General features: G+C 70.7%; 18 protein-coding genes. 14 read left to right on the forward strand and 4 right to left on the reverse strand.

Going from position 1 to position 18,938, the window contains the following annotated elements:
* Positions 1–79: 79 nt before the first annotated feature.
* From LL648_RS14865 to LL648_RS14875, 3 genes are read left to right on the forward strand one after another with little or no spacing between them, the layout of a single operon-like run.
* Positions 80–1,777 carry a hypothetical protein gene (locus LL648_RS14865; RefSeq protein ID WP_232663131.1) on the forward strand — a complete coding sequence of 566 codons (1,698 nt, stop codon included), beginning with the start codon at positions 80–82 and terminating at the stop codon, positions 1,775–1,777.
* Entirely contained in the window at positions 1,774–3,903 is a 2,130-nt protein-coding gene (locus tag LL648_RS14870) for a WD40 repeat domain-containing serine/threonine protein kinase (RefSeq protein WP_232663132.1), read from the forward strand. The genes LL648_RS14865 and LL648_RS14870 overlap by 4 nt, the downstream gene beginning before the upstream one ends.
* Positions 3,900–5,801, forward strand: a complete 1,902-nt coding sequence (locus LL648_RS14875; protein ID WP_232663133.1) for a serine/threonine-protein kinase — start codon at positions 3,900–3,902, stop codon at positions 5,799–5,801. The genes LL648_RS14870 and LL648_RS14875 overlap by 4 nt, the downstream gene beginning before the upstream one ends.
* Positions 5,802–6,500: 699 nt before the next feature.
* Here LL648_RS14875 and LL648_RS14880 read toward each other — a convergent pair.
* Positions 6,501–6,845 carry a hypothetical protein gene (locus LL648_RS14880; RefSeq protein WP_232663134.1) on the reverse strand — a complete coding sequence of 115 codons (345 nt, stop codon included), beginning with the start codon at positions 6,843–6,845 and terminating at the stop codon, positions 6,501–6,503.
* Between the two features lie 2 nt (positions 6,846–6,847).
* On the opposite strand from LL648_RS14880, the gene LL648_RS14885 reads away from it, so the two are divergent.
* Positions 6,848–7,027: a hypothetical protein gene (locus LL648_RS14885; protein WP_232663135.1), complete on the forward strand. Its 180-nt coding sequence runs from the start codon at positions 6,848–6,850 to the stop codon at positions 7,025–7,027.
* 619 nt (positions 7,028–7,646) lie between these two features.
* Here the strand turns inward: LL648_RS14885 and LL648_RS14890 are convergent.
* The 3 genes from LL648_RS14890 to LL648_RS14900 form a co-directional block, all read right to left on the reverse strand.
* Positions 7,647–8,384 carry a DUF899 family protein gene (locus LL648_RS14890; RefSeq protein WP_232663136.1) on the reverse strand — a complete coding sequence of 246 codons (738 nt, stop codon included), beginning with the start codon at positions 8,382–8,384 and terminating at the stop codon, positions 7,647–7,649.
* A 281-nt stretch (positions 8,385–8,665) separates the two neighbouring features.
* A complete protein-coding gene (gene sigJ / locus LL648_RS14895; RefSeq protein ID WP_232663137.1) occupies positions 8,666–9,526 on the reverse strand; it encodes an RNA polymerase sigma factor SigJ in 861 nt (286 codons plus the stop codon).
* Entirely contained in the window at positions 9,523–10,101 is a 579-nt protein-coding gene (locus LL648_RS14900; protein ID WP_232663138.1) for a carboxymuconolactone decarboxylase family protein, read from the reverse strand. Before LL648_RS14900 ends, sigJ begins: the two co-directional genes overlap by 4 nt.
* A 719-nt stretch (positions 10,102–10,820) precedes the next feature.
* On the opposite strand from LL648_RS14900, the gene lanKC reads away from it, so the two are divergent.
* From lanKC to LL648_RS14925, 10 genes are all read left to right on the forward strand, one after another.
* Positions 10,821–13,412 carry a class III lanthionine synthetase LanKC gene (lanKC, locus tag LL648_RS14905; RefSeq protein WP_255685578.1) on the forward strand — a complete coding sequence of 864 codons (2,592 nt, stop codon included), beginning with the start codon at positions 10,821–10,823 and terminating at the stop codon, positions 13,410–13,412.
* A gap of 197 nt (positions 13,413–13,609) precedes the next feature.
* Positions 13,610–13,744 (forward strand): hypothetical protein, encoded by a 135-nt coding sequence (locus LL648_RS44040; protein ID WP_255685540.1) that lies wholly within the window; start codon positions 13,610–13,612, stop codon positions 13,742–13,744.
* Between the two features lie 3 nt (positions 13,745–13,747).
* On the forward strand, positions 13,748–13,873 hold the full coding sequence (locus LL648_RS44045; protein ID WP_255685542.1) for a hypothetical protein: 126 nt from the start codon (positions 13,748–13,750) through the stop codon (positions 13,871–13,873).
* Between the two features lie 13 nt (positions 13,874–13,886).
* A complete protein-coding gene (locus LL648_RS44050) occupies positions 13,887–14,018 on the forward strand; it encodes a hypothetical protein (RefSeq protein WP_255685544.1) in 132 nt (43 codons plus the stop codon).
* Between the two features lie 33 nt (positions 14,019–14,051).
* A complete protein-coding gene (locus LL648_RS44055) occupies positions 14,052–14,183 on the forward strand; it encodes a hypothetical protein (protein WP_255685546.1) in 132 nt (43 codons plus the stop codon).
* Between the two features lie 57 nt (positions 14,184–14,240).
* Positions 14,241–14,378, forward strand: coding sequence for a SapB/AmfS family lanthipeptide (locus LL648_RS45760; RefSeq protein WP_374112044.1), 138 nt, complete (start codon positions 14,241–14,243; stop codon positions 14,376–14,378).
* A gap of 247 nt (positions 14,379–14,625) precedes the next feature.
* Positions 14,626–14,763, forward strand: a complete 138-nt coding sequence (locus LL648_RS14910) for a SapB/AmfS family lanthipeptide (protein WP_232663140.1) — start codon at positions 14,626–14,628, stop codon at positions 14,761–14,763.
* Positions 14,764–14,841: 78 nt separating this feature from the next.
* Positions 14,842–16,563: an ABC transporter transmembrane domain-containing protein gene (locus LL648_RS14915; RefSeq protein WP_232663141.1), complete on the forward strand. Its 1,722-nt coding sequence runs from the start codon at positions 14,842–14,844 to the stop codon at positions 16,561–16,563.
* Complete coding sequence (locus LL648_RS14920; RefSeq protein ID WP_232663142.1) at positions 16,560–18,311, forward strand: ATP-binding cassette domain-containing protein; 1,752 nt, start codon at positions 16,560–16,562, stop codon at positions 18,309–18,311. The genes LL648_RS14915 and LL648_RS14920 overlap by 4 nt, the downstream gene beginning before the upstream one ends.
* Positions 18,298–18,936, forward strand: a complete 639-nt coding sequence (locus tag LL648_RS14925; protein ID WP_232663143.1) for a DUF1707 SHOCT-like domain-containing protein — start codon at positions 18,298–18,300, stop codon at positions 18,934–18,936. Before LL648_RS14920 ends, LL648_RS14925 begins: the two co-directional genes overlap by 14 nt.
* Positions 18,937–18,938 lie beyond the last annotated feature (2 nt).

Raw genomic sequence — 18,938 nt, forward strand, 5'->3', positions numbered from 1 at the left:
ATCGCCGGAGTCCATGCACCCGCACAGCCGCCGCATAGCCTGCCCCGCCATGAGCACTTCGACGAACGCAGGCTGACCCGTGTCGCATCCACCCGATCTCGGCCCGTACCGGCTCCTCGGGCTGCTCTCTACGAGCGAGCGCGCGCAGGTCTTCCGCGCGACCGACCGGCGCCATGACGACCGGGTGGTCGCGCTCAAGGTCTTCTCGCCGGTGCTCAGCGCCGATGCGGAGTTCTGCGAGCGGTTCCGGCGCGACGCGGCGGCGTTGAGCGCGCTGCGCGAGCCGCATGTCGTGCCCGTGCACACCTACGGCGAGCTCGACGGTGCGTTGTTCCTGGACATGCGCCTGGTCAGCGGTGCAACGCTGGCCGAGCTGCGCGCGGCGGGCCGGCTGGCGCCGGCCCGTGCTGCCGCGGTCAGCGGGCAGATCTCCGGCGCGCTGGCCGCCATCGCCGCGGGCGGCCTCGGCCCGCGCGCCGTCGATCCCGCCGAGGTGCTGGTGTCGGGCGGGCCCGGGCGCGAGTTCGTGCAGCTCGTCGGGCTCGGGCTGGGCCGCGCGCCGGCAACGGCGCCGCTCACCGTCGCGGAGCTGGTCGGACCGGGCTCAGCCGGCCGATCGACGTGGCGGCGGCGGTGGCGGTGGATCGCCGCGGCCGCGGTCACGGCACTCGTGCTGGGGGTCGTGACGACCGTCGCGGTCCGGGCACAGGATCGGCCGATGCCACCGCCGGGGGCGCTCACCGCGCTGAGCGACTCCGCCGGACTCGCGGCGGCCGCCGGCGTGGTGGTCGACGGCCGCCCGCTCGCCGTGGGCGTCCTGGCGGACGGGCGGCTGCGCACCTGGGACCTGACGAGGGGCGACCTCGCCGGACCCGACATCGCAGGCTCCGGCGGTCAGGCCGAAGCCGCCGTCGTCGACGGCATGCCAGTGGTGGTGTCACGGGACGCCGACCAGACCGTCCGGGTCCACCGGATCCCGGACGGCCTTGCGATCGGCGACCCTGTCGGGGACCCGACGGCCGTCCAGACGGGCTCGCAGGCGCGCGCTGCCGTGCCTGCCGACCTCGACGGTCGCCCCGTCGCCGTGTTCGTAGAGCCGACCGACCCTGCGAACTACCGCAAGAAGAGCTTCGACCTCGGCCACCAGGTGCGGGCGCTCACCGATGGTGCGGCGATCGGGCCGCTGGTCAGCGTGCCCGGTGCGTCGCTGTCCGCCCGCCCGGTGACGGCCGTGCTCGATGGTCGACCGGTGGTCGTCACGACCTCCGACGAGAGCAACGGCGACCTCATCGGGGCCAACGAGTACCGCGTCCTGCGCGTCTACGACATGGCCACCGGGGCGCCCGTCGGCGCACCGCTGCTGCTGCCGGCCGGCATCGTCGAGCTGCGTGCAACGACGCGGTCCGGCCGCCCCGTTGCGGTGCTCGGCTGCACCGACAACTCCGTCCGCGTCGTGGACCTGTCGACCGCGACGGTGGCCGCCACGCTGACCGGGCACACGTCCGCCGTCCGGCAGGTGCTGGTCGTCGATCTCGGGGCGCGCACCGTCGTGATGGCCGAGGCAGGCGGGTCCACCACGTCGGAGCTTCGCTTTTGGGACCTGGAGAGCGGGCAGCCGATCGGGCCGGTGCTGCGCGACCACCCGCTGGCAGGGCTGCTCACCGCGCTCCGCCACGGGGACCGCACGCTGCTGCTCGGCACCACCGCACCGGGCGTCCAGCCGGGCACCGCGGCGGTGTGGAGCCTCGAAGACCTGCTGGGCGAGGGAGGATCATGATCGGCCGGTTCGGTCCGTACATGTTGGAGGCCGAGCTGGGCCGTGTCGGCATGGGAGAGGTGTTCCGGGCCCGCGACGAGGAGCACGATGGGCGGGTGGTGGCGGTGAAGCTGCTCCCGGCCGGGCTCTCCGCCGACGCGCAGTACCGGGCCCGGTTCCGCCGCGAGGCCGAGCAGGCCGCGCGGATGAGCGAACCGCACACCGCCGTGATCCACCGCTACGGCGAGATCGACGGACGGCTCTTCCTGGACATGGCGCTGGCTCCCGGGCGCGACCTCGCGTCGGTGCTGGAAGCGGGCCCGCTGGCGCCGGCGGTCGCGGTGGAGGTCGTCGAGCAGGCCGCCGCCGCTCTCGACGCTGCGCACGCGTTCGGCCTCGTGCACCGCGACGTCAAGCCGGCGAACCTCCTGCTGGACGAGCGGCCGGACCGGCCGCCGTTCGTGACACTGATCGACTTCGGCATCGCGGCCGCCGTCGACCCGGGCAGCCGTACCGCGCTCACCCGCACCGGGACGGTGATCGGCAGCCTCGCCTACATGGCCCCGGAGCGGTTCCACGCCGAACCGGCCGGTCCGCCGGCCGATGTCTACGCGCTGGCCTGTGTGCTGCACGAGCTGCTGACCGGCGAGCCTCCGTTCGGCTCCGGACCGCTCGAACTGGTCATGGCGGCCCATTTGCACCACTCCCCACCTGCTCCGAGCCGCACCCGTGGCGGGATCCCGATGGGTCTCGACGCCGTGGTCGCGCACGGGATGGCGAAGGTGGCGGGGCAGCGCTTCCCGAGCGCGGGGGAACTCGCCGCGGCCGCTAGAGCGGCGCTCGCCTCAGCACCGAGCCCAGGCCCGGCAGCCGGCTCGCCAGCTGCGCGCAACCGCCCGGCGCCGACGCTCGCCGACACCGCCGCGCCGGTCCCGGTGCCCACGCACGTCGACGCTCCGAGGGCTGATCCGCGTCCCGGCGCCGACCGGACCGCGACCCTGCGGCGCCTGCTGCCGGTGGGGGTCGGCCTGGCGGCGGGGGCGATCGCGCTGGTCGTGGCGCTGCTGCTCGGCCTGGTCCCGCCGATCGGGCGGCCGAGCGCACTGCCGGCGGCCGCGCCGCTGCCGGCCGAACCGGCGCAGGCACAACCGACCGGCGGCGCGCTCGCGGAGCGCACCTTCCCGGGCTTCGGGGATCAAGCCCCCGAGGTGTCGTGGCTCGATTCGGTGCCGGTGATGGTGACGCAACACCAGGGGATCGAGGTGCGGGATCTCGTGACGGGAGCGCGGATCGGCGCGGCGGTCGAGACGTACGCCAACGCCGCGGCCGCGATCCGCCACGGTGACAGGACGCTGCTGGTGACAGCGGACGGGAACGGCTCCGTCATGCGGGTGTGGGATCTCGCGACCGGTGCGGCGCAACCGACCGTCCTGTCCGGGCACGCCGCGGCGGTGTCTGCGATCGTCATCGCGCCCGCCGACGGCCGCGACGTCGTCGCATCGCTGTCCTACGACCACACCGTGCGCCGCTGGGACCTCGCGACCGGCGCGCCGATCGGTGAGCCGATGCAGATGGACGCGGCTGGCGTCGGGTGGCCCGACGAGCTGCAGGTCCTGGCCTCGGGTGGACGGCCGGTGGTTGTCGCGAGCGGGGGCCTCGGCGCGCGGCCCTATGCGTGGGACCTCGGGACGGGCGCTCGCGTGAACGTCCCGTTGCCGGCGGCGTTGCCGGCCGTCGGGGTGGAGGTCGGTTCCGTCGGCGGCCGCCCGGTTGAGCTCGTCGACGCGGACGCGCTCGACGGGGACTACCGCACGCCGAACAGCCAGCAACGGCTGCGGCTGCTCGACATGACCAGCGGCGCGACGATCGCCGGATCGACCAGGTCGCTCCCCTCGGAATTCCGGTACTCCACGCCGGTCGCCGTTGTCGAGGTCGGCGGGCGAACACTGGGCGTCATGACGGAGGGACCGACGATTCGCTTGTACGACCTGCAGACCGGAGCCGCGGTCGGGGACCCGCTCACCGGCCACGAGGAGAAGGCGCTGACGGTCAAGACGTTCACGGTCGACAACCGGGTCTTCCTCTTGTCCCGCAGCGTCGATCGCAGCGTCCGGCTATGGGACCTCACCGCGCGGGTGGGGCGATGACCGCCGAACCCGCCACGGCCCAGCGGATCGGGCCCTACCAGCTGATCGGCCGGATCGGGGCCGGTGCGATGGGCGAGGTCCACCGGGCCGTCGACACCGCCCACGGCGGCCGGCTGGTGGCGCTCAAGCTGCTTCCGCCGCAGGTGACCGACGACCCCGAGCGGCGCGCCCGGTTCGAGCGGGAGTCGCACATCGTCGCTTCACTCACCGAGCCCCACGTCATCGACGTGCACAGCTACGGAACCGTCGACGGCCGGCCCTATCTCGACATGCGCCTGGTCGACGGGCCCGACCTCGCCGCGCACCTCGCGACGACCGGTCCGTTGCCGCCCGAGCACGCCGTCGCCATCGTCGAGCAGGTGGCGGCGGCGCTCGACGCCGCGCATGCCGCAGGATTGGTGCACAACGACGTCAAGCCGTCGAACGTGCTGCTGCACCGGCCGGTGCCAGGGCAGATCCCGAGCGTCGTGCTGGCCGACTTCGGCATCGCCGGCGACGCCGGTGGCCTCGGCACCGTGGAGTACCTCGCCCCGGAGCGGTGGCAGGGCCGGGCCGGGGACCAGCGGGTCGACGTGTACGCGCTGGCCTGCTTGCTGCACGAGCTGCTCACCGGCTTCCGCGCGTTCCCAGGCGCGGAGTTCGCCGCGCAGCTGCACGGGCACCTGATGCTGTCCCCGCCGCGTCCCTCGGCAATGCGGCCGGGGGTGCCGGGGTCGCTCGACGCGGTTGTCGCGGCCGGGATGGCCAAGCATCCGGGGCAGCGCGTGCCATCGGCCGGGCAGCTCGCCGGGATGGCCCGCGCCGCGATCACCCCGGCCCGTGGCATCAGCCGCCGCGGTCTGCTGACCGGGATCGGCGCCGGGATCGTCGTGCTGGGCGGCGGGCTGGCCGTGGCAGCCTCCGCCCGCGCCGGCGGCAGCGCGTCCCCCGGAGGTGCGGCGCCGGCCCGGATCACCCCCGATCGGGCGCTCGGCATCCGCAGTTTCGAATACTCCCCGTTCAGCCTCGGCGTCGTCGGAGGCCGCCCGCTGGCTGTGATCGTCGAGAGCAACTCCGTCGACGACCCCACCTCGCGCGCGTGGGACCTGCTCGACGACCGCGAGGTCCGCCCGGGCGGGGTGCTCACCGGCACGTTCCTCGCCCACAACGTGGCGCTCGCCGAGGTCGATGGCCGGGGGCTGCTCTGCTGCTGCACCGGCACGGCGACGTCCGTCGACCGCAGCAAGGTTGATGTGCTCGATCTGCTCACCAGCAAGACGCTCGGCTCCATACCGGTGCCCGGCGCGTCGACGGTCGTGTTCTCCGTGGGCCTGGACCGGCCGGCGCTGTTCGTCCTGGATCGGGGCGACGTGGTGACGCGCCTGAACCTGTCGCCGCTGGAGGTGGTGGCGACGTCAGCGCCGATCGACGGGACCGGGATCCTCGCGGAAATGCAGGCGGTCGTTCTCGACGGAACGCCGGCGCTCCTGGTCCAGTCGCCGGCCGTCGGCATGGTGGCGCTCGACGCCGAGACGCTCACGCCCATGGCGACCTGGACGTGGCGCGCGACCACCGCCCTCACCGTGAACGGGCAGACCTGCGGCGTCGGGTTCACCACCCAACTCGCCGTGTCACCGGCTGGGGAGCAGCCACGCCTGTTCGATGCGCCGAACCCCAGCGGCGACATCGTCGCCGTCGAGGTCGGCGGCCGGGGGATCGCCGTGCTCGGCCAACGGTCCGGCGACATCCTGCTCTACGACATCGTCACCGGTGGCCGCCTCGACGTCGTGCTCAGCGGGCACCAGGCCCGGATCACCCAACTCGGCGTGATCGCCAGCGGCGACCGTCCACTGCTGGTGTCGGCCGCCGCAGACAACACGATCCGGGTCTGGGACCTCGCCGTTCACGTCCCGTCATGACGCCGGCGGTCGAGGACGAGCGGGCCGGGCGTTGGGTGTCGACAACGACGTTTTGGCTGTTGTTAGCGTTCACAAACCGCCAGAACGTCGTTGTCGACGATCGTCATGAACGGCGACGGCCAGCCATACGAGTTCACGCAAGGCTGATGGCGCAGGCGTCGGCACCGAACCCGAAGACCGCGGTTTTGCCAACACCGCCAAGGAACCGTCTCCGGCCACCGCGCCGGAAAAGCAGATCCGACCGGTCAACGACAATTGCATTCCGTACGCACCGGACGACAGAGGAAGTCGTAGTACACGCGACGAAATCTAGTGGGATCACTTTGACATTTCTGAGTGTAAAGACACTCGGAAGGCGGGTCACAGATTCTGGCCTGAGCTTCGACCTTCGGGACGAACACAACCAGCAATTGATCCGCCAGCAGCGTAGCGATGCGCATCATCACAACCTTCCGTGAGTCAGTAAGGCAAGAGGAAGTACCACTCTGAACCTACACACGGCACGACCAATCTCCCTTGATCCGCTGACCTGGGAAAAGGGCCTCTCTAGGCGGTATTCTCGGCCAGGCGCGCAGTGCCTTGTCGGCTTGCGGGCGAGCTCTGCCCGAAGCCGGCTGCGACCGCGTCGAGCGCATCGATTTCCCCGACGCCCCACCCACACCCGACTGGTGGGCTTCCGCTGACGCAGGCAGGCAGGCGTCAGCCGCCGGGGAGGGGACGATCGATCACGGTGAAGCCCGGCAGGACCAGGCCGCCGTGCTCACCACCCAGCAACAGGAGGATTTCCCCGTCGCGGTCCGCACCCCAGCCGTGGCCGATCGCGTACTCGACGACGAGCCGCACGTCGCGTGGAGCAACAACCTTCAGGCTGTACTGCTTCGGTGCCAGGTCGACCTGCAGCGTTCGGGCACGTGTCGCCGAGATACGCCACACGCGGAGTCGAATGCAACGCTGCCAGTCCTCGCCGGATCGGACGTGCCGGATCCGAGCCGTCCAGGCGAACTGTTCAGAGCCGAGCGTCAATCTGCGTAGGCGGTCCTTCACCAGTGACCACCGCCCGACAGCGCACCGTCACGCATGCCGTCGAGCACTCCGCTCCGCTGCGACTGCGCCGACCGCCTCAGCAGCTGGTCGACGGCGGGCGCGAACGGCTTGCCGCCGATCCGCTGGCGAACCACCCGAGCGAGACGACCACGCCGGTCGACGCCAGTGCCGCCGAGAACTGACGACTGCGCAGGATCGCCACAGCGTACCCGGACCGGATCCGCGGGCACCCGACCCGCGGTGGAGAAGGCCACCCCAAAACACCGTCCCAATTATCCCCAGGAAGGCAGCTGCGAGCCAGGGTCGATCGTGCACGTAGGCGAGACATTCCGCGGATGTCCCGTGGGATGTCCTGGCGCCAATGCAGCACCCCCGCGACGATCAGCAAGACACCGACAGGAATCGCGAGCACGCCGGCTACGAACATCCTCAGCGTTGATCCTCCGATCTCGCACTCGGTAGACACGGCCTTCCGGTGGCCAACGGCCTCCACGGTCGCCGTTCACGTGATCGATTCGACCGCAGCCGCCGACCCCATCGTGCGGCCATCAGGAAGCGCTGCGTAACGACTCGCTCCACGCTGCTCGATCTCCTCGCCGCACGGTCGGCCCATCCAGCCGACCCTCCAGCAACGAGAGGTCACCATGCGGATCCACGTCGCCGCCGCCACGCTCGCTGGCTCGCTCCTGTTCGCCGGATGCTCGGGCGGCCCCGCGCCGAGCGACAACGCGAGCAGTGCCCCGGTTGCCGCTCCGGCGACAGCAGTGCGGCGCACCGGGGTCCTTGCTGCGCTGCTGGTTCTCAGGTCAGCTCGTCGGAGCGGCCGGCCTCGATGCGCGACCACTGGGCAATGGGCCGCCCGTTCGCAGTCCAGACCCCGGGGCCGGCGTCGCCCCAGGGCCGGGGCCAGCCGTCGGGTGAGTCCTCCCAGGTTTCCTGGCGGCCGTGGACGGTCATGTCCAGCAGCCCGTGAGTTGGTGCCATGATCTCGACGCCGCGACCGCCGGTGTAGTACGTCTCGAACACCCGTGCGCCGTCGCGGACGTAGCAGACGAGGTGGTGGCTCTGCCAGTCACGACCTTCCAGCAGCTGCGCCACGGTCTTCTCGACGGAGTACCACGGCATCTCCAGGCCCATGAAGTCCCGGTAGCGGATGCTCGCCTCGAAAGGACCCTTGCACAGCACGGCGTAGGTGGCGTCGCGGGAATGGATGTAGGACAGCTCGCGGACCTGGCTGTTGAAGAACGTGCAACCCTCGCACTGCTCCGCGGCGGACAGGCCGGGCCACCAGGCGTGGTAGTACGCGATGAGCTGCGAGCGGCCCTCGAAGGCGTCGAGGATCGTGACCGGCCCCTCGGCGCCGATCAGCTCGATGGTGGCGTCGATCTCCACCATCGGCAGCCGCCGCCGCGCGGCCGCGATCGCATCGCCTTCGCGGGTGTGCGTCTTCTCCCGCACGAGCAACGCCTCCCGCGCCTGCTGCCAGGTCTTCCGGTCGACCACCGGCGGGAGCGCCGGACCGGGTGCTCGGTCGTTCATGATCTCCTCCACTTGTCTTGTTGCCTTGGCCCACCGACGAACGAGCCGTAAGAGATTCGACGTCGCGGGGATTGCGTTCGCGTGGCCGTGGCCGGTGCGGCCGTGAGCCGCAGCTGGTTTGACTTGTCGATGTCCGTGGTCGCGGTCGCCGCCGGACACCGATGCTGGTCACGATGGCCTCCTGCAAGTGTTCCTGCTGGTGTCGACGCTAGGGCCAGCGCGTCGCCGGCGAATCGGCGAAATCGCCGGTCGTCACCAGCGGCTGCGGCCGGCCTCGGGGATCACCTGGCGAGGTCGGCCTGCTGGTCCAGCCGTGTCAGCTTCAGCGGATTCCGGACCAAATAGATGTCGGTGATCCGGCCCTCCACCACCACGACGCTCACCGCAGCGGGCTCGCCGGCCACTTCGATCCGAGCCGCAACCGCACCGTTGAGCCACGTGACCGCCGACACGAGGGCGGATCGGCTCGCACGGGCCAGAACCGCCGTCACCGCTTCCGCCCCGTGCACGGGGGCCAGCACGGCGCCCGCGAGCCCGCCACCGTCGGCGATCATGACCACGTCCGGTGCCATGACCTCCATCAGGTCCTGCAGTCGACCTGTGCCCAGTGCGGCCAGGAAGCGATCCATCACGGCTCGCTGTTCCGACGCACTGACCTGCACCCGGGGTCGACGAGCCATGACGTGGCCGCGGGCCCGCCGCGCGATCTGGCGCACCGAAGCCGGAGACTTGCCCACGGCCTCGGCGATGTCACCGTGCGGCATGTCGAATACCTCGCGGAGCACGAACACCGCCCGTTCCACCGGCGCGAGCGTTTCCAGCACTGTCAGCACCGCCATCGAGACGCTTTCCGCGAGCTGCACGTCCTCCGCAACATCCGGGCTGGTCAGCAGCGGTTCCGGCAGCCACTCGCCGACATAGTCCTCCCGGATGCGGGACAGCGTTCGCCGGCGGTTGAGTGCCTGCCGGGTGACGATCCGCACGAGATACGCGCGCGGATCGTGTACCCGCGACCGATCGACGTCCGCCCACCGCAGCCACGAATCCTGCAGCACGTCGTCCGCGTCGGTCGCCGAGCCGAGCATCTCGTAGGCGACCGTGAACAGCAGGCTGCGATGGGCGACGAATGGATCGGGTGTCATGCCCCGGACGCCGCAACGGCGGTATCGGAACGCTCGGCCAGCGGAATCTCGCAGCTGGCGGAATAACCCTGCGAAGTGATTCCGTGCGCCGTATTGGCCCGGCTCGCCATGTTGGCGAAGGCGATGAACGTGGTCAGCTCGACCAACGCCGCCGCACCGAGCTGCTCCAGCAGGCTCGCCGACATCTCGTCGGCGACGGTCGTCGGAGTGTTGGTCATCGCCTCGGCGTACTCCAGGACCGCCCGCTCCAGCGGGTCGAACACGTCCGTATGACGCCAGTTCGGCACCTGGCTGGCCTTGGTCAGATCGAGGTTCTGGTTCAGTGCCAGGAAGTAGTTGATGTCCAGGCACCAGCTGCAGCCGATCTGCGCCGCGACGGCCATGTGCGCGAACGTCTTGAGGCCCGCGTCGCACGCGGCCCACGCGGCCACCTTCGTCGCGTACTCCGAGTTGGCATCCGCCACAGGTGGGCTGTTGTACGACACCGCGATCGGCTCGGGTACGGACCCGAGCTGGTTGATCAGAGCGTCCCTGAGCTCGGCGGGGAGCTCTGCCTTCGGGATGCGTACCGCCATGCTGTCCTCCTGCGCGCTTCATCCGGTCATCCATGAGACACCGCGGAGCCCACGAATGTGACACCCGAGGCCGACGGCCGACGGGCACCTCAGGGGTTGCACGCGGTGCGTGACCGAGGATGGACGGTCACCCGTGACATTCGTGGAGACCGGATCCAAGTAGGTTTCGTGACCTGGTTCTCCCAGGGCCAGGGTTCGGGGTTCGAGTCCCTGACAGCGCGCCACCCACGAAGGCCCTGGCCAGCGGAAGCTGGTCAGGGCCTTCGCGCTTCGCGTCCACAGTGGTCCGGTGCGTGCTCCGGGCTCGGCCTCATCAGGCTCGGCGGCCCGCGCACAGGTTCATGGCCCGTGCATGGGTTCGGCGTCTACCGTCATCCGACGCCGTGTCCCCTCCCGTAGTCACCCCCGCAGGCGATGGACTTCAGAGCATCGTCACCGAGGCAGATCCACACCAGGCCCGCGCCGCCGGGGCGATCGGCGCCGGCGTCGACGTGCTTCTTTTCTGCCGGCAAACTGCCGCTCATCCCGCCTCCCCCACCACCGCGGTATCCCTTTGCCCAGGTAGATGCAACACCGGCGCGGGCGCCGTTCAGTGACAGCGAACGCTGGCCACAGCCCGGCTAGATTCGTTCGTGTTCGGATTTTCAACTGCCGATTCCGGGGCTACTCGGCGCACTTCGAGGATCAGCCACGTTCAGTTGGAGGCAGCACTCATGGACATGCGCTATCAAGACTTCTGTATGGCGGATCCGCTGTTCTACGAGCCGATCCGGGAGAATCACGGCGGAGTGCAGAGCCTGCTCACCGGCCGCGAGATACCAGCGGGTTGGATGGTTGCCGAGCAATCCGATTGGACGATGCTCGCGCCGGCGCAGGCCGAGATTCCGGCCCAGGGTTGGAAGATCCACGTCAGCGCCAAGCCCGACAATGCGGACGCCGTGCTCGACGTCGTGTGGGAATACTGCGTCCTGCGCCACATCCCGTTCAAGTTCGTGCCGAGCAAGGCCAAGGTCGTCGCGCGGAACTCGAAGTACGCCGACCGCAGTGGCAGCGGCAAGTTCGTGACGATCTACCCGGCCGGCAACGGACAGCTGCAACAGATCGTCGCCGACCTGCAGGAATCGCTCAGCGACCAGGACGGTCCCTACATCCTCAGCGACCTCCGCATCGGCCGTGGGCCGGTGTTCGTTCGTTATGGCGCCTTCGTCCCCCGCTTTCTGCGGACCGCCAACGGCGAGCCGGTGCACGCCATCGAAGGTCCGGACGGCACGCTCGAGGAGGACCGTCGCGAGCCCGCGTTCGCTCCGCCGGCGTGGGTGCAGACGCCGGAGTTCCTGGCTCCCCATCTCGCCGCGCGGGACAGCGACGAGGGCATCGACTTCCCTTTCACGATCGTCGAACCGCTGCATTTCTCCAACGGCGGCGGCATTTACAAGGCCATCGACAACCGCACCGATCAGGAAGTCATCCTCCGCGAAGGTCGGCCGTTCGCCGGGCTCGACGCCGCATCGCGCGACGCGGTCGAACGCGTCGGTCGAGAAGGCGAGATACTGCAACTGCTGACCGGTCTTCCCTGCGTCCCCGCCTTGTACGACCAGTTCACGTGTTGGGAGCACGCCTTCCTCGTCGAGGAGTTCATCCCGGGCAAGACGTTCGGCAAGGAAACGGTGCAGCGTTATCCGCTGATCCACCCGGACGCCGGCGAAGAGGTCATCGCGGAGTACACGACCTGGGCGCTGGCGACGTTGGACAAGATCCGCGCCGGGCTCGACCTCATCCACGAACGCGGTGTCGTGTTCGGTGACCTGCACCCGCACAACGTGCTGGTCCGGCCGGACGGCGAGGTGTGCTTCGTCGACTTCGAGATCAGCACGACCGACGTGACCGAGATGGTCGGCATGGGCGCCGCGGGATACATGGCGCCCTTGGACGTGACGGGGTTCGCGCGCGACGAGTACGCCATGGCGTGCATGCGGATGACCGCGTTCTTCCCGCTCAACGCGATCCTCCCGCTGGATCCCGGCAAGATCACCGACGTCGTGCGGGCGATCGGGGAACGGTTCCCGGTGCCGGAGGAGTTCCTGGCCACGATCCTGCGCGAGCTCGACCTGCCGGTCACCGCCCCCGTGCAGCCGGCCGAGCGGAGGGAGGCCGCGGCGCTGGTCGAGGCGCTCGACGCCGGCGAGGACGTCGTGGACCGGCTTTGCGAGTCCATCGCGGCGGGGATACTCGCCAGCGCTTCACCCGAGCGCACCGACCGGCTGTACCCGGCTGACATCAACGTCTTCCTCGAAGACCCGCTCAGCCTGGCCTGGGGTGCGGCAGGGGTCATGCACGCGCTGCACACGAGCGGTTTCGACGTGCCGGAAGAACACGTCGACTGGCTGTTGCAGGCGGTGGGTCGCGCCGGGCCCGATCATCCGATCGGCCTCTACAACGGCCTGCACGGGGTTGCTTACGCGTTGGAGCAGCTGGGCAGGCGGGATGCGGCGCTCGACGTGCTGGACCGCGTCCTCGACAGGCCGCTCGACCACCTCCCGACGGGCCTGCAGGGCGGTCTGGCCGGCATCGGCATGAACCTGCTGCATTTCTCGACCGTGACCGGCCGGAGCGACCTGACCGACACCATGGACAAGGTCGTGGACCGGCTCGCCGACATCGTGGAACGGCCGAGCGCGGTCGCCAACACGAGCCGGCAGAACGGCCTGATGCGAGGTGCGTCCGGACGGGCGCTGCTGTTCACCCGGCTCTTCGAGCACAGCGGTGACCAGCGGTTCCTCGACCTGGCCCGGCGCGAAATCGATCGCGACCTCGACGAATGCGTCGACGTGGCGGACGGCACCCTGCAGATGGACGAGGGCTTCCGGGTGATGCCTTACTTGGCGACCGGCAGCGCGGGGGTCGCCGTGGCGGCGGCGGAGTTCCTGAAGCACGAGCACGTCGAGCGCTTCGACAGCGCGATCGACCGCATCGGCCTCGCCGCCCAACCCGAGTTCGTGATCTGCCCGGGGCTCTTCAACGGCCGCTCGGGGCTGATCGGGCTGCTGACCCAGCTGAGGAGCTCAGGCGCCCGCCCGGCCGAGCGGCTCGACCCGATCATCGCGCGACTCGTGCGCAGGCTGGCGTGGCACGCCGTCTCGTACAAGGGGCACGTGGCATTCCCCGGGGAGCCGCTGCTGCGGCTCTCGATGGACGTCGCGACCGGCTCCGCGGGGGTGCTGATGGCGCTTCGCGCCAGCCAGGGATCTGCGCTCGCCCTGCCGGGGCTCGCACCGGCCGTCCGGCCGGAGCGCGCCGTTCTCGCCGGGTGACCTGGGACCACCGCACGAATCGGAACCAACGAAGGAGGTGAACGAATGAAGCTCATCCTGGAAATGCAGGCGATGCGTGACACGCCGGCTGCGGCCGACCTGAAGATCAGTGTCTTCAGCGTGGCTTTCTGCCCGAGCTCGGCGAGCATCTTCGCTTGTTGAGCCTCCAGCCCCATCAACACGAAAGGATGAAAAGGATGCGGACCGTACTCGACCTGCAATCCGACACGCGTCTCGCGGCAAACGGAAGCGACATGCTCAGCGCGTTCAGTCTCAGCTTCTGCGGGAGCACCGCGAGCCTCGTGCTGTGCCACGCCGACGAGAAGGAGTGAGGAATGAACAGCATCCTCAAGCTGCAAGAGCTCGACAACCGGGCCTCGGAGCGGACCATCAGCACCGCGACGATCATCTTCTGCGCCAGCGGGGCCAGCTTGGTCCTGTGCGCCCGACCGGCCGAGTGAGCGGGGCGGCCAGATGAACAAGGTACTCGACCTGCAGTCCCTGCAGTCCGGGTCGGGCGCCCGGCCCGAGTGGAGCGCGATCAGCATCGTCGGCTGCATCAGCTCGATCTCGACGTCGCTCTGCCTGGTACCCGTCTTCGACTGACACATCCAGCTCGTCCCTAGATAGGAGAACTCCATGAAGCAGTTGCTCGATCTCCAGACGCGCCGGATGTCGGCCGTCGAGCCCATGATCAGCGCGTTCAGCGTGGCCCTGTGCGGAAGCACGCTCAGCCTGATCCCCACGCTCTGCGCCAAGGACGGCGACTGATCCGGTGTCGCCGGCTCCAGCGCCTGCCGCATCGATCTCGAAAGGAGGTGAATCGTTGTGAACCAGATCCTTCAGCTCCAGACCATGGACTCCGCGCCTCGCGCGGCCGGTGGTCCTGACAACCCTTTCAGCACCTTCAGCCTCACGGTTGTCTGCCTGACGAGCACGATCAGCATCGTGGCCTGCGTTCCGTAAGTAGGAAAGTACCGGATCGCTGTGCGATGACCCAGGCTCCCGTCATTACACAGCGGTCCGGTATCACGAGAACAAGGAAGGAACGTAGTGATGACCCGCATTCTGCGTCTGCAGGGGATGTCGAGCGAGACGTCGAGCACTCCGGCCGCAGCCGCGTCGCTGCACAGCCTCTTGTGCCTGCCGAGCGTTTTGAGCTTCGTGTTGTGCTGACCGATCCGACCCACTACGAGCTCGAGGAGGTGAACAAATGCGTCGGATCCTGATGCTGCAGGACATGGCACCGAGCGGGATGCACGTCAACGGCGGCGACCAGCCCGTCAGCACGGTGAGCCTCGGCCCGCCCTGCGTGCACAGCGCCCTCAGCCTGTCGTTCTGCCTGCCCTAGGCCAGGCCCGCACGTCGGTGTGGCGTGGCCTGTCGTTGCGGCCACGCCACACCGTTTCACCGGTTCAGGAAGTAGGTCGTGGTGCGCGAGAACAAGCAGGCCGGACGGCTGGTGCGCAGGTCCGTCGCCGCCGGGCGGTGGTACACCGTGGCGACGGCGGCGGCCAGCGTCATCGGCGGGCTGCTCGCCTTCGCACTGCCGGGTGCGCTGGCCGCGGCCGTGGACGGCGCCGTGCGTGGGAGCGTCGGGACGGCCGCCGTCGTCGGGCTGGCGCTGCTGCTCGTCGGGCTGGTCGTGACCGAGGTGGGCGGGCAGTACACCGCGACGCTCGGCGCCGCCGCGATCACGCTCTCGCTGCGCCGTCGCCTGCTCACCCACCTCGTGCGCGCAGGCGTCGCGGCGACAGCGCGGTTCCATACCGGCGACGCGGTCAGCCGCATCACCGCGAACGCGGGTGAGGTGGCGGGCGGGCTCGCTGCGATGACGGCCGTGCTCTCCATGACGATCGCGGCCGCGGGTGGGGTGGTGGGGCTGTTCCTGCTCAACCCGTGGACGGTGTTGGTGGTCGGGTGCGCGGTTGCGGCGGGCTGGGTGGTGGCGCGTCGTTTCGTCGCCGACACGACGTCGCTGATGACCGGCTACCTGACCGCGCACGGGACGATCGCAACGGGCGCGGTCGGTGCGCTGAGCGGCATCCGCACGATCCGCAGCGCGGGCGCCGTCGACCGCGAGGTCCGTCGGGTGCTCGCGCCCGTCACGATCCTGTCCACGAACGGAACCCGGTTCTGGATCGCGCAGGGCCGGGTGAGCTGGCAGCTGGCGCTGCTGATGCCAGCCGTCGAGTTCGGGGTGCTCGCGATCGTCGGCATGGACGTCGCGAGCGGCCGGCTCGGCCCGGGTGCGCTGCTCGCAGCCGCGGGTTACGCGGCGATGGCGCTCGGCGTGCTCGGCCAGGCGCAGGTCGCCGCCATGCTGGTGCGGGCGCGAGCGGGTGCGCACCGGATGCTCGACGTGCTCGACCTGCCCGCGATGGCAGCCGGTGAACAACAAGCCGGCGCGGGCCCAGGCACCGTGGTGGTCAGCGGGGTCACCGTGCTCGACGGCGGGCGGACCGTGCTCGACGGGGTCGACCTCATCGTTCCCGGTGGCAGCTCGTTGGCCGTCGTCGGCGCCGCGGACTCCGGCAAGTCGGCTCTCGCGGCGGTGGTCGGCCGCGTGGTGGACCCCGGAGCGGGGGTCGTCTCCATCGACGGGGCGGACCTGCGCGATGTCGCCGACGACGCGCTGGCGGACCTGGTGTGCACGGCGTTCGAACGCCCGAACCTGATCGGCGCCTCGATCGCCGACGCGCTGCGGTTCGGGTCCGGCACCGTCACCGACGCCGACATGTCACGCGGGGCGTGCGCCGCACGGGCCGACGAGTTCGTCCGCAGGCTGCCCAGCGGCTACGCGACGGCGCTGCTCGACGCACCGCTGTCCGGTGGGGAGCTGCAGCGCCTCGGCCTGGCGAGGGCGTTCGCCCGGCCGGCCAGGGTGCTGGTGCTCGACGACGCGATGTCGAGCCTCGACACGGTGACCGAGGTGCACGTCAGCCGCGCGGTGACCGAAGGCAGAGCGGGCCGGACCACGGTCGTCGTCGGGTACCGCGCGGGCACCGCCGCACGGTGCGACCGGGTGGCATGGCTGGAGCGCGGGCGGATCCGACGCGTTGCTCCCCACATCGAGCTGTGGTCGGACCCCGACTACCGGGCGCTGTTCACCGCATCGGCCTTCACCGCATCGGCAGGGCCGAGCGCATGACCGGCCCGGACGTGCTCCCGCGGGGTGCGACCCGCCGCGTTCTGACCGACCAGCTGCGTGGACGGCGCACGGTCTTCGTCCGGATCGCGGGGTGGTCGGTCCTGGAGGCGTTGCCCGCGCTGACCACCGGTGTTGCGCTGGCGAACGCGATCGACGAGGGCTTCGGCCGGAACCGGCCGCTCGTCGGGTTCGCCCACCTGGCGCTGCTCGCGGTCGCGTACGTGGTCTCCGGCCAGGCCACCCGGCGGATCTACCCGCTCATCGGCGCGGTGGTGGAACCCGTCCGCGACGGGTTGGTGGAGCGGGTCGTCACGGGGATGCTCGTCCGCGCGGGATCCGGACGCGCGGTTGTCGACGCGTCCGCGGTGAGCCGCATGACCCAGCAGGTCGAGACCGTCCGCGACGTGCTGGCGGGGCTCCTGCTCATCGCGCGCCGCACGGTCTTCGGCGTCGTCGCGGCCGTCATCGGGCTGGCCGCGCTGGGCAGCTCGCTGCTGGCCCCGGTGCTGCCGCCGCTCGGTGCGGCGCTGGTGATCTTCGCCATGCTCGTGCCTGCCCAGCTGCGCCGCCAGCGCGCGCAGGTGATGTGCGACGAGCAGGTCGCCGGCACGACCGGCCAGATGATCACCGGCCTGCGCGACGTCGTCGCGTTCCGCGCGCAGCACCACGTCATCGCACTCGGCGACCGCACGTTCGCCCAGCAGCTGTCGGCCGTGCGTGCGCTGGCGGGAACGACCGCGGCCCGCACGGCCACCGTCGCCGTCGGCGCCTACCTGCCGGTCGTGCTGCTCCTGCTCGCGACCCCGAGCCTGCTGCAGCAAGGGGTGACCGCGGGTGCGGTCGTCGGGGCGATCACCTACGTGATCAGGACGCTCGAACCCACGCTCAGATCGCTCACGCTCACCATCGGTGGCTCGGCGCTGCGGATGGCGGTCGCGCTGCGCCGGATCGCCGAGATGTCCGTCGTGTCCGGATCGCCGCCCGCACCACCCGTCGTGGCGCCGGCGCCGGCCGGCGTCGACATCCACCTGCGGGACGTGACGTTCCGGTACGGACCGGACGTCGAACCGGTCCTGCAGGGGTTGGACCTGCGGATCGGCGCAGGCAGCCACTGGGCGGTCGTCGGGCCGAGCGGCATCGGCAAGTCCACGCTGGCCGGGCTGCTCGGCGGGCTCGAGGAGCCCCAGCACGGCGAGGTGCTGCTCGGTGGTTCGCCGCTGGCCCGCCACCACCGCCTGGTCACGCTCGTGCCGCAGGAGTCCTACGTCTTCGCCGGATCCCTGCGGGACAACCTCTGCTACCTCCGCCCGGACGCCGCAGAGGCGGACCTGCATCGCGTGGTGCACGAGCTCGACGCGGGCCCGCTCGTCGCGCGCTGCGGGGGGTACGACGCCCAGCTGATGCCGGGCGCGCTCGACGCCGCCGAGCGGCAGCTGATCGCGCTCGTGCGGGCGCACCTCTCGACCGCGCCGGTGATCGTGCTCGACGAGGCGACCTGCCATCTCGACCCGACCGCGGAAGCCGCGGTCGAGCGGGTGTTCGCGGCGCGGGAGGGCACGCTCGTCGTGATCGCGCACCGGATGAGCTCCGCGCGGCGGGCGGACCACGTCCTGCTGATGGACGGTGATGTGGTCGCCGCCGGGACCCACCAGTCGCTGCTGGCGAGCTCGGTGACCTACGCCGAGCTCGTCGGCTGGTGGGAGAACCGGCCGTCGCAACGGGAGGATGTCGCCCGTGCCAGCGTCTGACTCCCCATCGTCCCAGCCGTCCCGGCCGATCCGGGCCGGCGACGCGGAGCGCGAGGACACCGCCCGCCAACTGCACGACGCGTTCGTCGAGGGCCGGTTGACGGTCGACGAGTTCTCCGAGCGGATGCGGATCGCGGCAGGCGCGCTGCACCGGGGCGATCTCGCGGACCTGCTGGCCGATCTGCCCGGCACCGAGCTGCTGGCGCTCGACGCTCCGCGCTCGACCGAGGTGGCGACCGGCCGCGGTTCCGACGTCGCCATGGGGGCGGGCTGGCTGGTGCCCTCGACGGTGGTCGTGCAACGGCTGATCGGTGACACCGTTCTCGACCTCGCCGCGGCCAGGCTCACCAGGGTGCTGACGCACGTGCGCGTCGACGTGCGGGTCGGCAACCTGCTGATGATCGTCGCGCCGGACACCGGTGTGGACACGGCCGGTCTGCGGGTCCGCGTCGGAGGGGTGCGCCACCAGCGCGGTTCGGGCTCGACCGCGCAGGTCCACCACATCGTCGTCACCGGCCAGGTGGGCGCGGGGATCGTGCGGGTGATGCGCCCCGATGCGGTCTTCGCCCGGCTGCACCGGCGCACATCCGGCAGGCGCACCTCTGGCCGGCGAACCACCGATTGAAC

It is taken from the genome of Pseudonocardia sp. TRM90224, assembly GCF_021245725.1.
Taxonomy (GTDB): Bacteria; Actinomycetota; Actinomycetes; order Mycobacteriales; family Pseudonocardiaceae; genus Pseudonocardia.

Bases quoted from the DNA above. Each gene is read 5' to 3' on its own strand.
- LL648_RS14875 (WP_232663133.1), top strand. From the start codon at position 3,900: ATGACCGCCGAACCCGCCACGGCCCAGCGGATCGGGCCCTACCAGCTG.
- LL648_RS44040 (WP_255685540.1), top strand. From the start codon at position 13,610: ATGCGGACCGTACTCGACCTGCAATCCGACACGCGTCTCGCGGCAAAC.
- LL648_RS14920 (WP_232663142.1), top strand. From the start codon at position 16,560: ATGACCGGCCCGGACGTGCTCCCGCGGGGTGCGACCCGCCGCGTTCTG.
- LL648_RS14870 (WP_232663132.1), top strand. From the start codon at position 1,774: ATGATCGGCCGGTTCGGTCCGTACATGTTGGAGGCCGAGCTGGGCCGT.
- sigJ (WP_232663137.1), bottom strand. From the start codon at position 9,526: ATGACACCCGATCCATTCGTCGCCCATCGCAGCCTGCTGTTCACGGTC.
- LL648_RS14910 (WP_232663140.1), top strand. From the start codon at position 14,626: ATGCGTCGGATCCTGATGCTGCAGGACATGGCACCGAGCGGGATGCAC.
- LL648_RS44050 (WP_255685544.1), top strand. From the start codon at position 13,887: ATGAACAAGGTACTCGACCTGCAGTCCCTGCAGTCCGGGTCGGGCGCC.
- LL648_RS14900 (WP_232663138.1), bottom strand. From the start codon at position 10,101: ATGGCGGTACGCATCCCGAAGGCAGAGCTCCCCGCCGAGCTCAGGGAC.
- LL648_RS44055 (WP_255685546.1), top strand. From the start codon at position 14,052: ATGAAGCAGTTGCTCGATCTCCAGACGCGCCGGATGTCGGCCGTCGAG.
- LL648_RS44045 (WP_255685542.1), top strand. From the start codon at position 13,748: ATGAACAGCATCCTCAAGCTGCAAGAGCTCGACAACCGGGCCTCGGAG.
- lanKC (WP_255685578.1), top strand. From the start codon at position 10,821: ATGCGCTATCAAGACTTCTGTATGGCGGATCCGCTGTTCTACGAGCCG.
- LL648_RS14890 (WP_232663136.1), bottom strand. From the start codon at position 8,384: ATGAACGACCGAGCACCCGGTCCGGCGCTCCCGCCGGTGGTCGACCGG.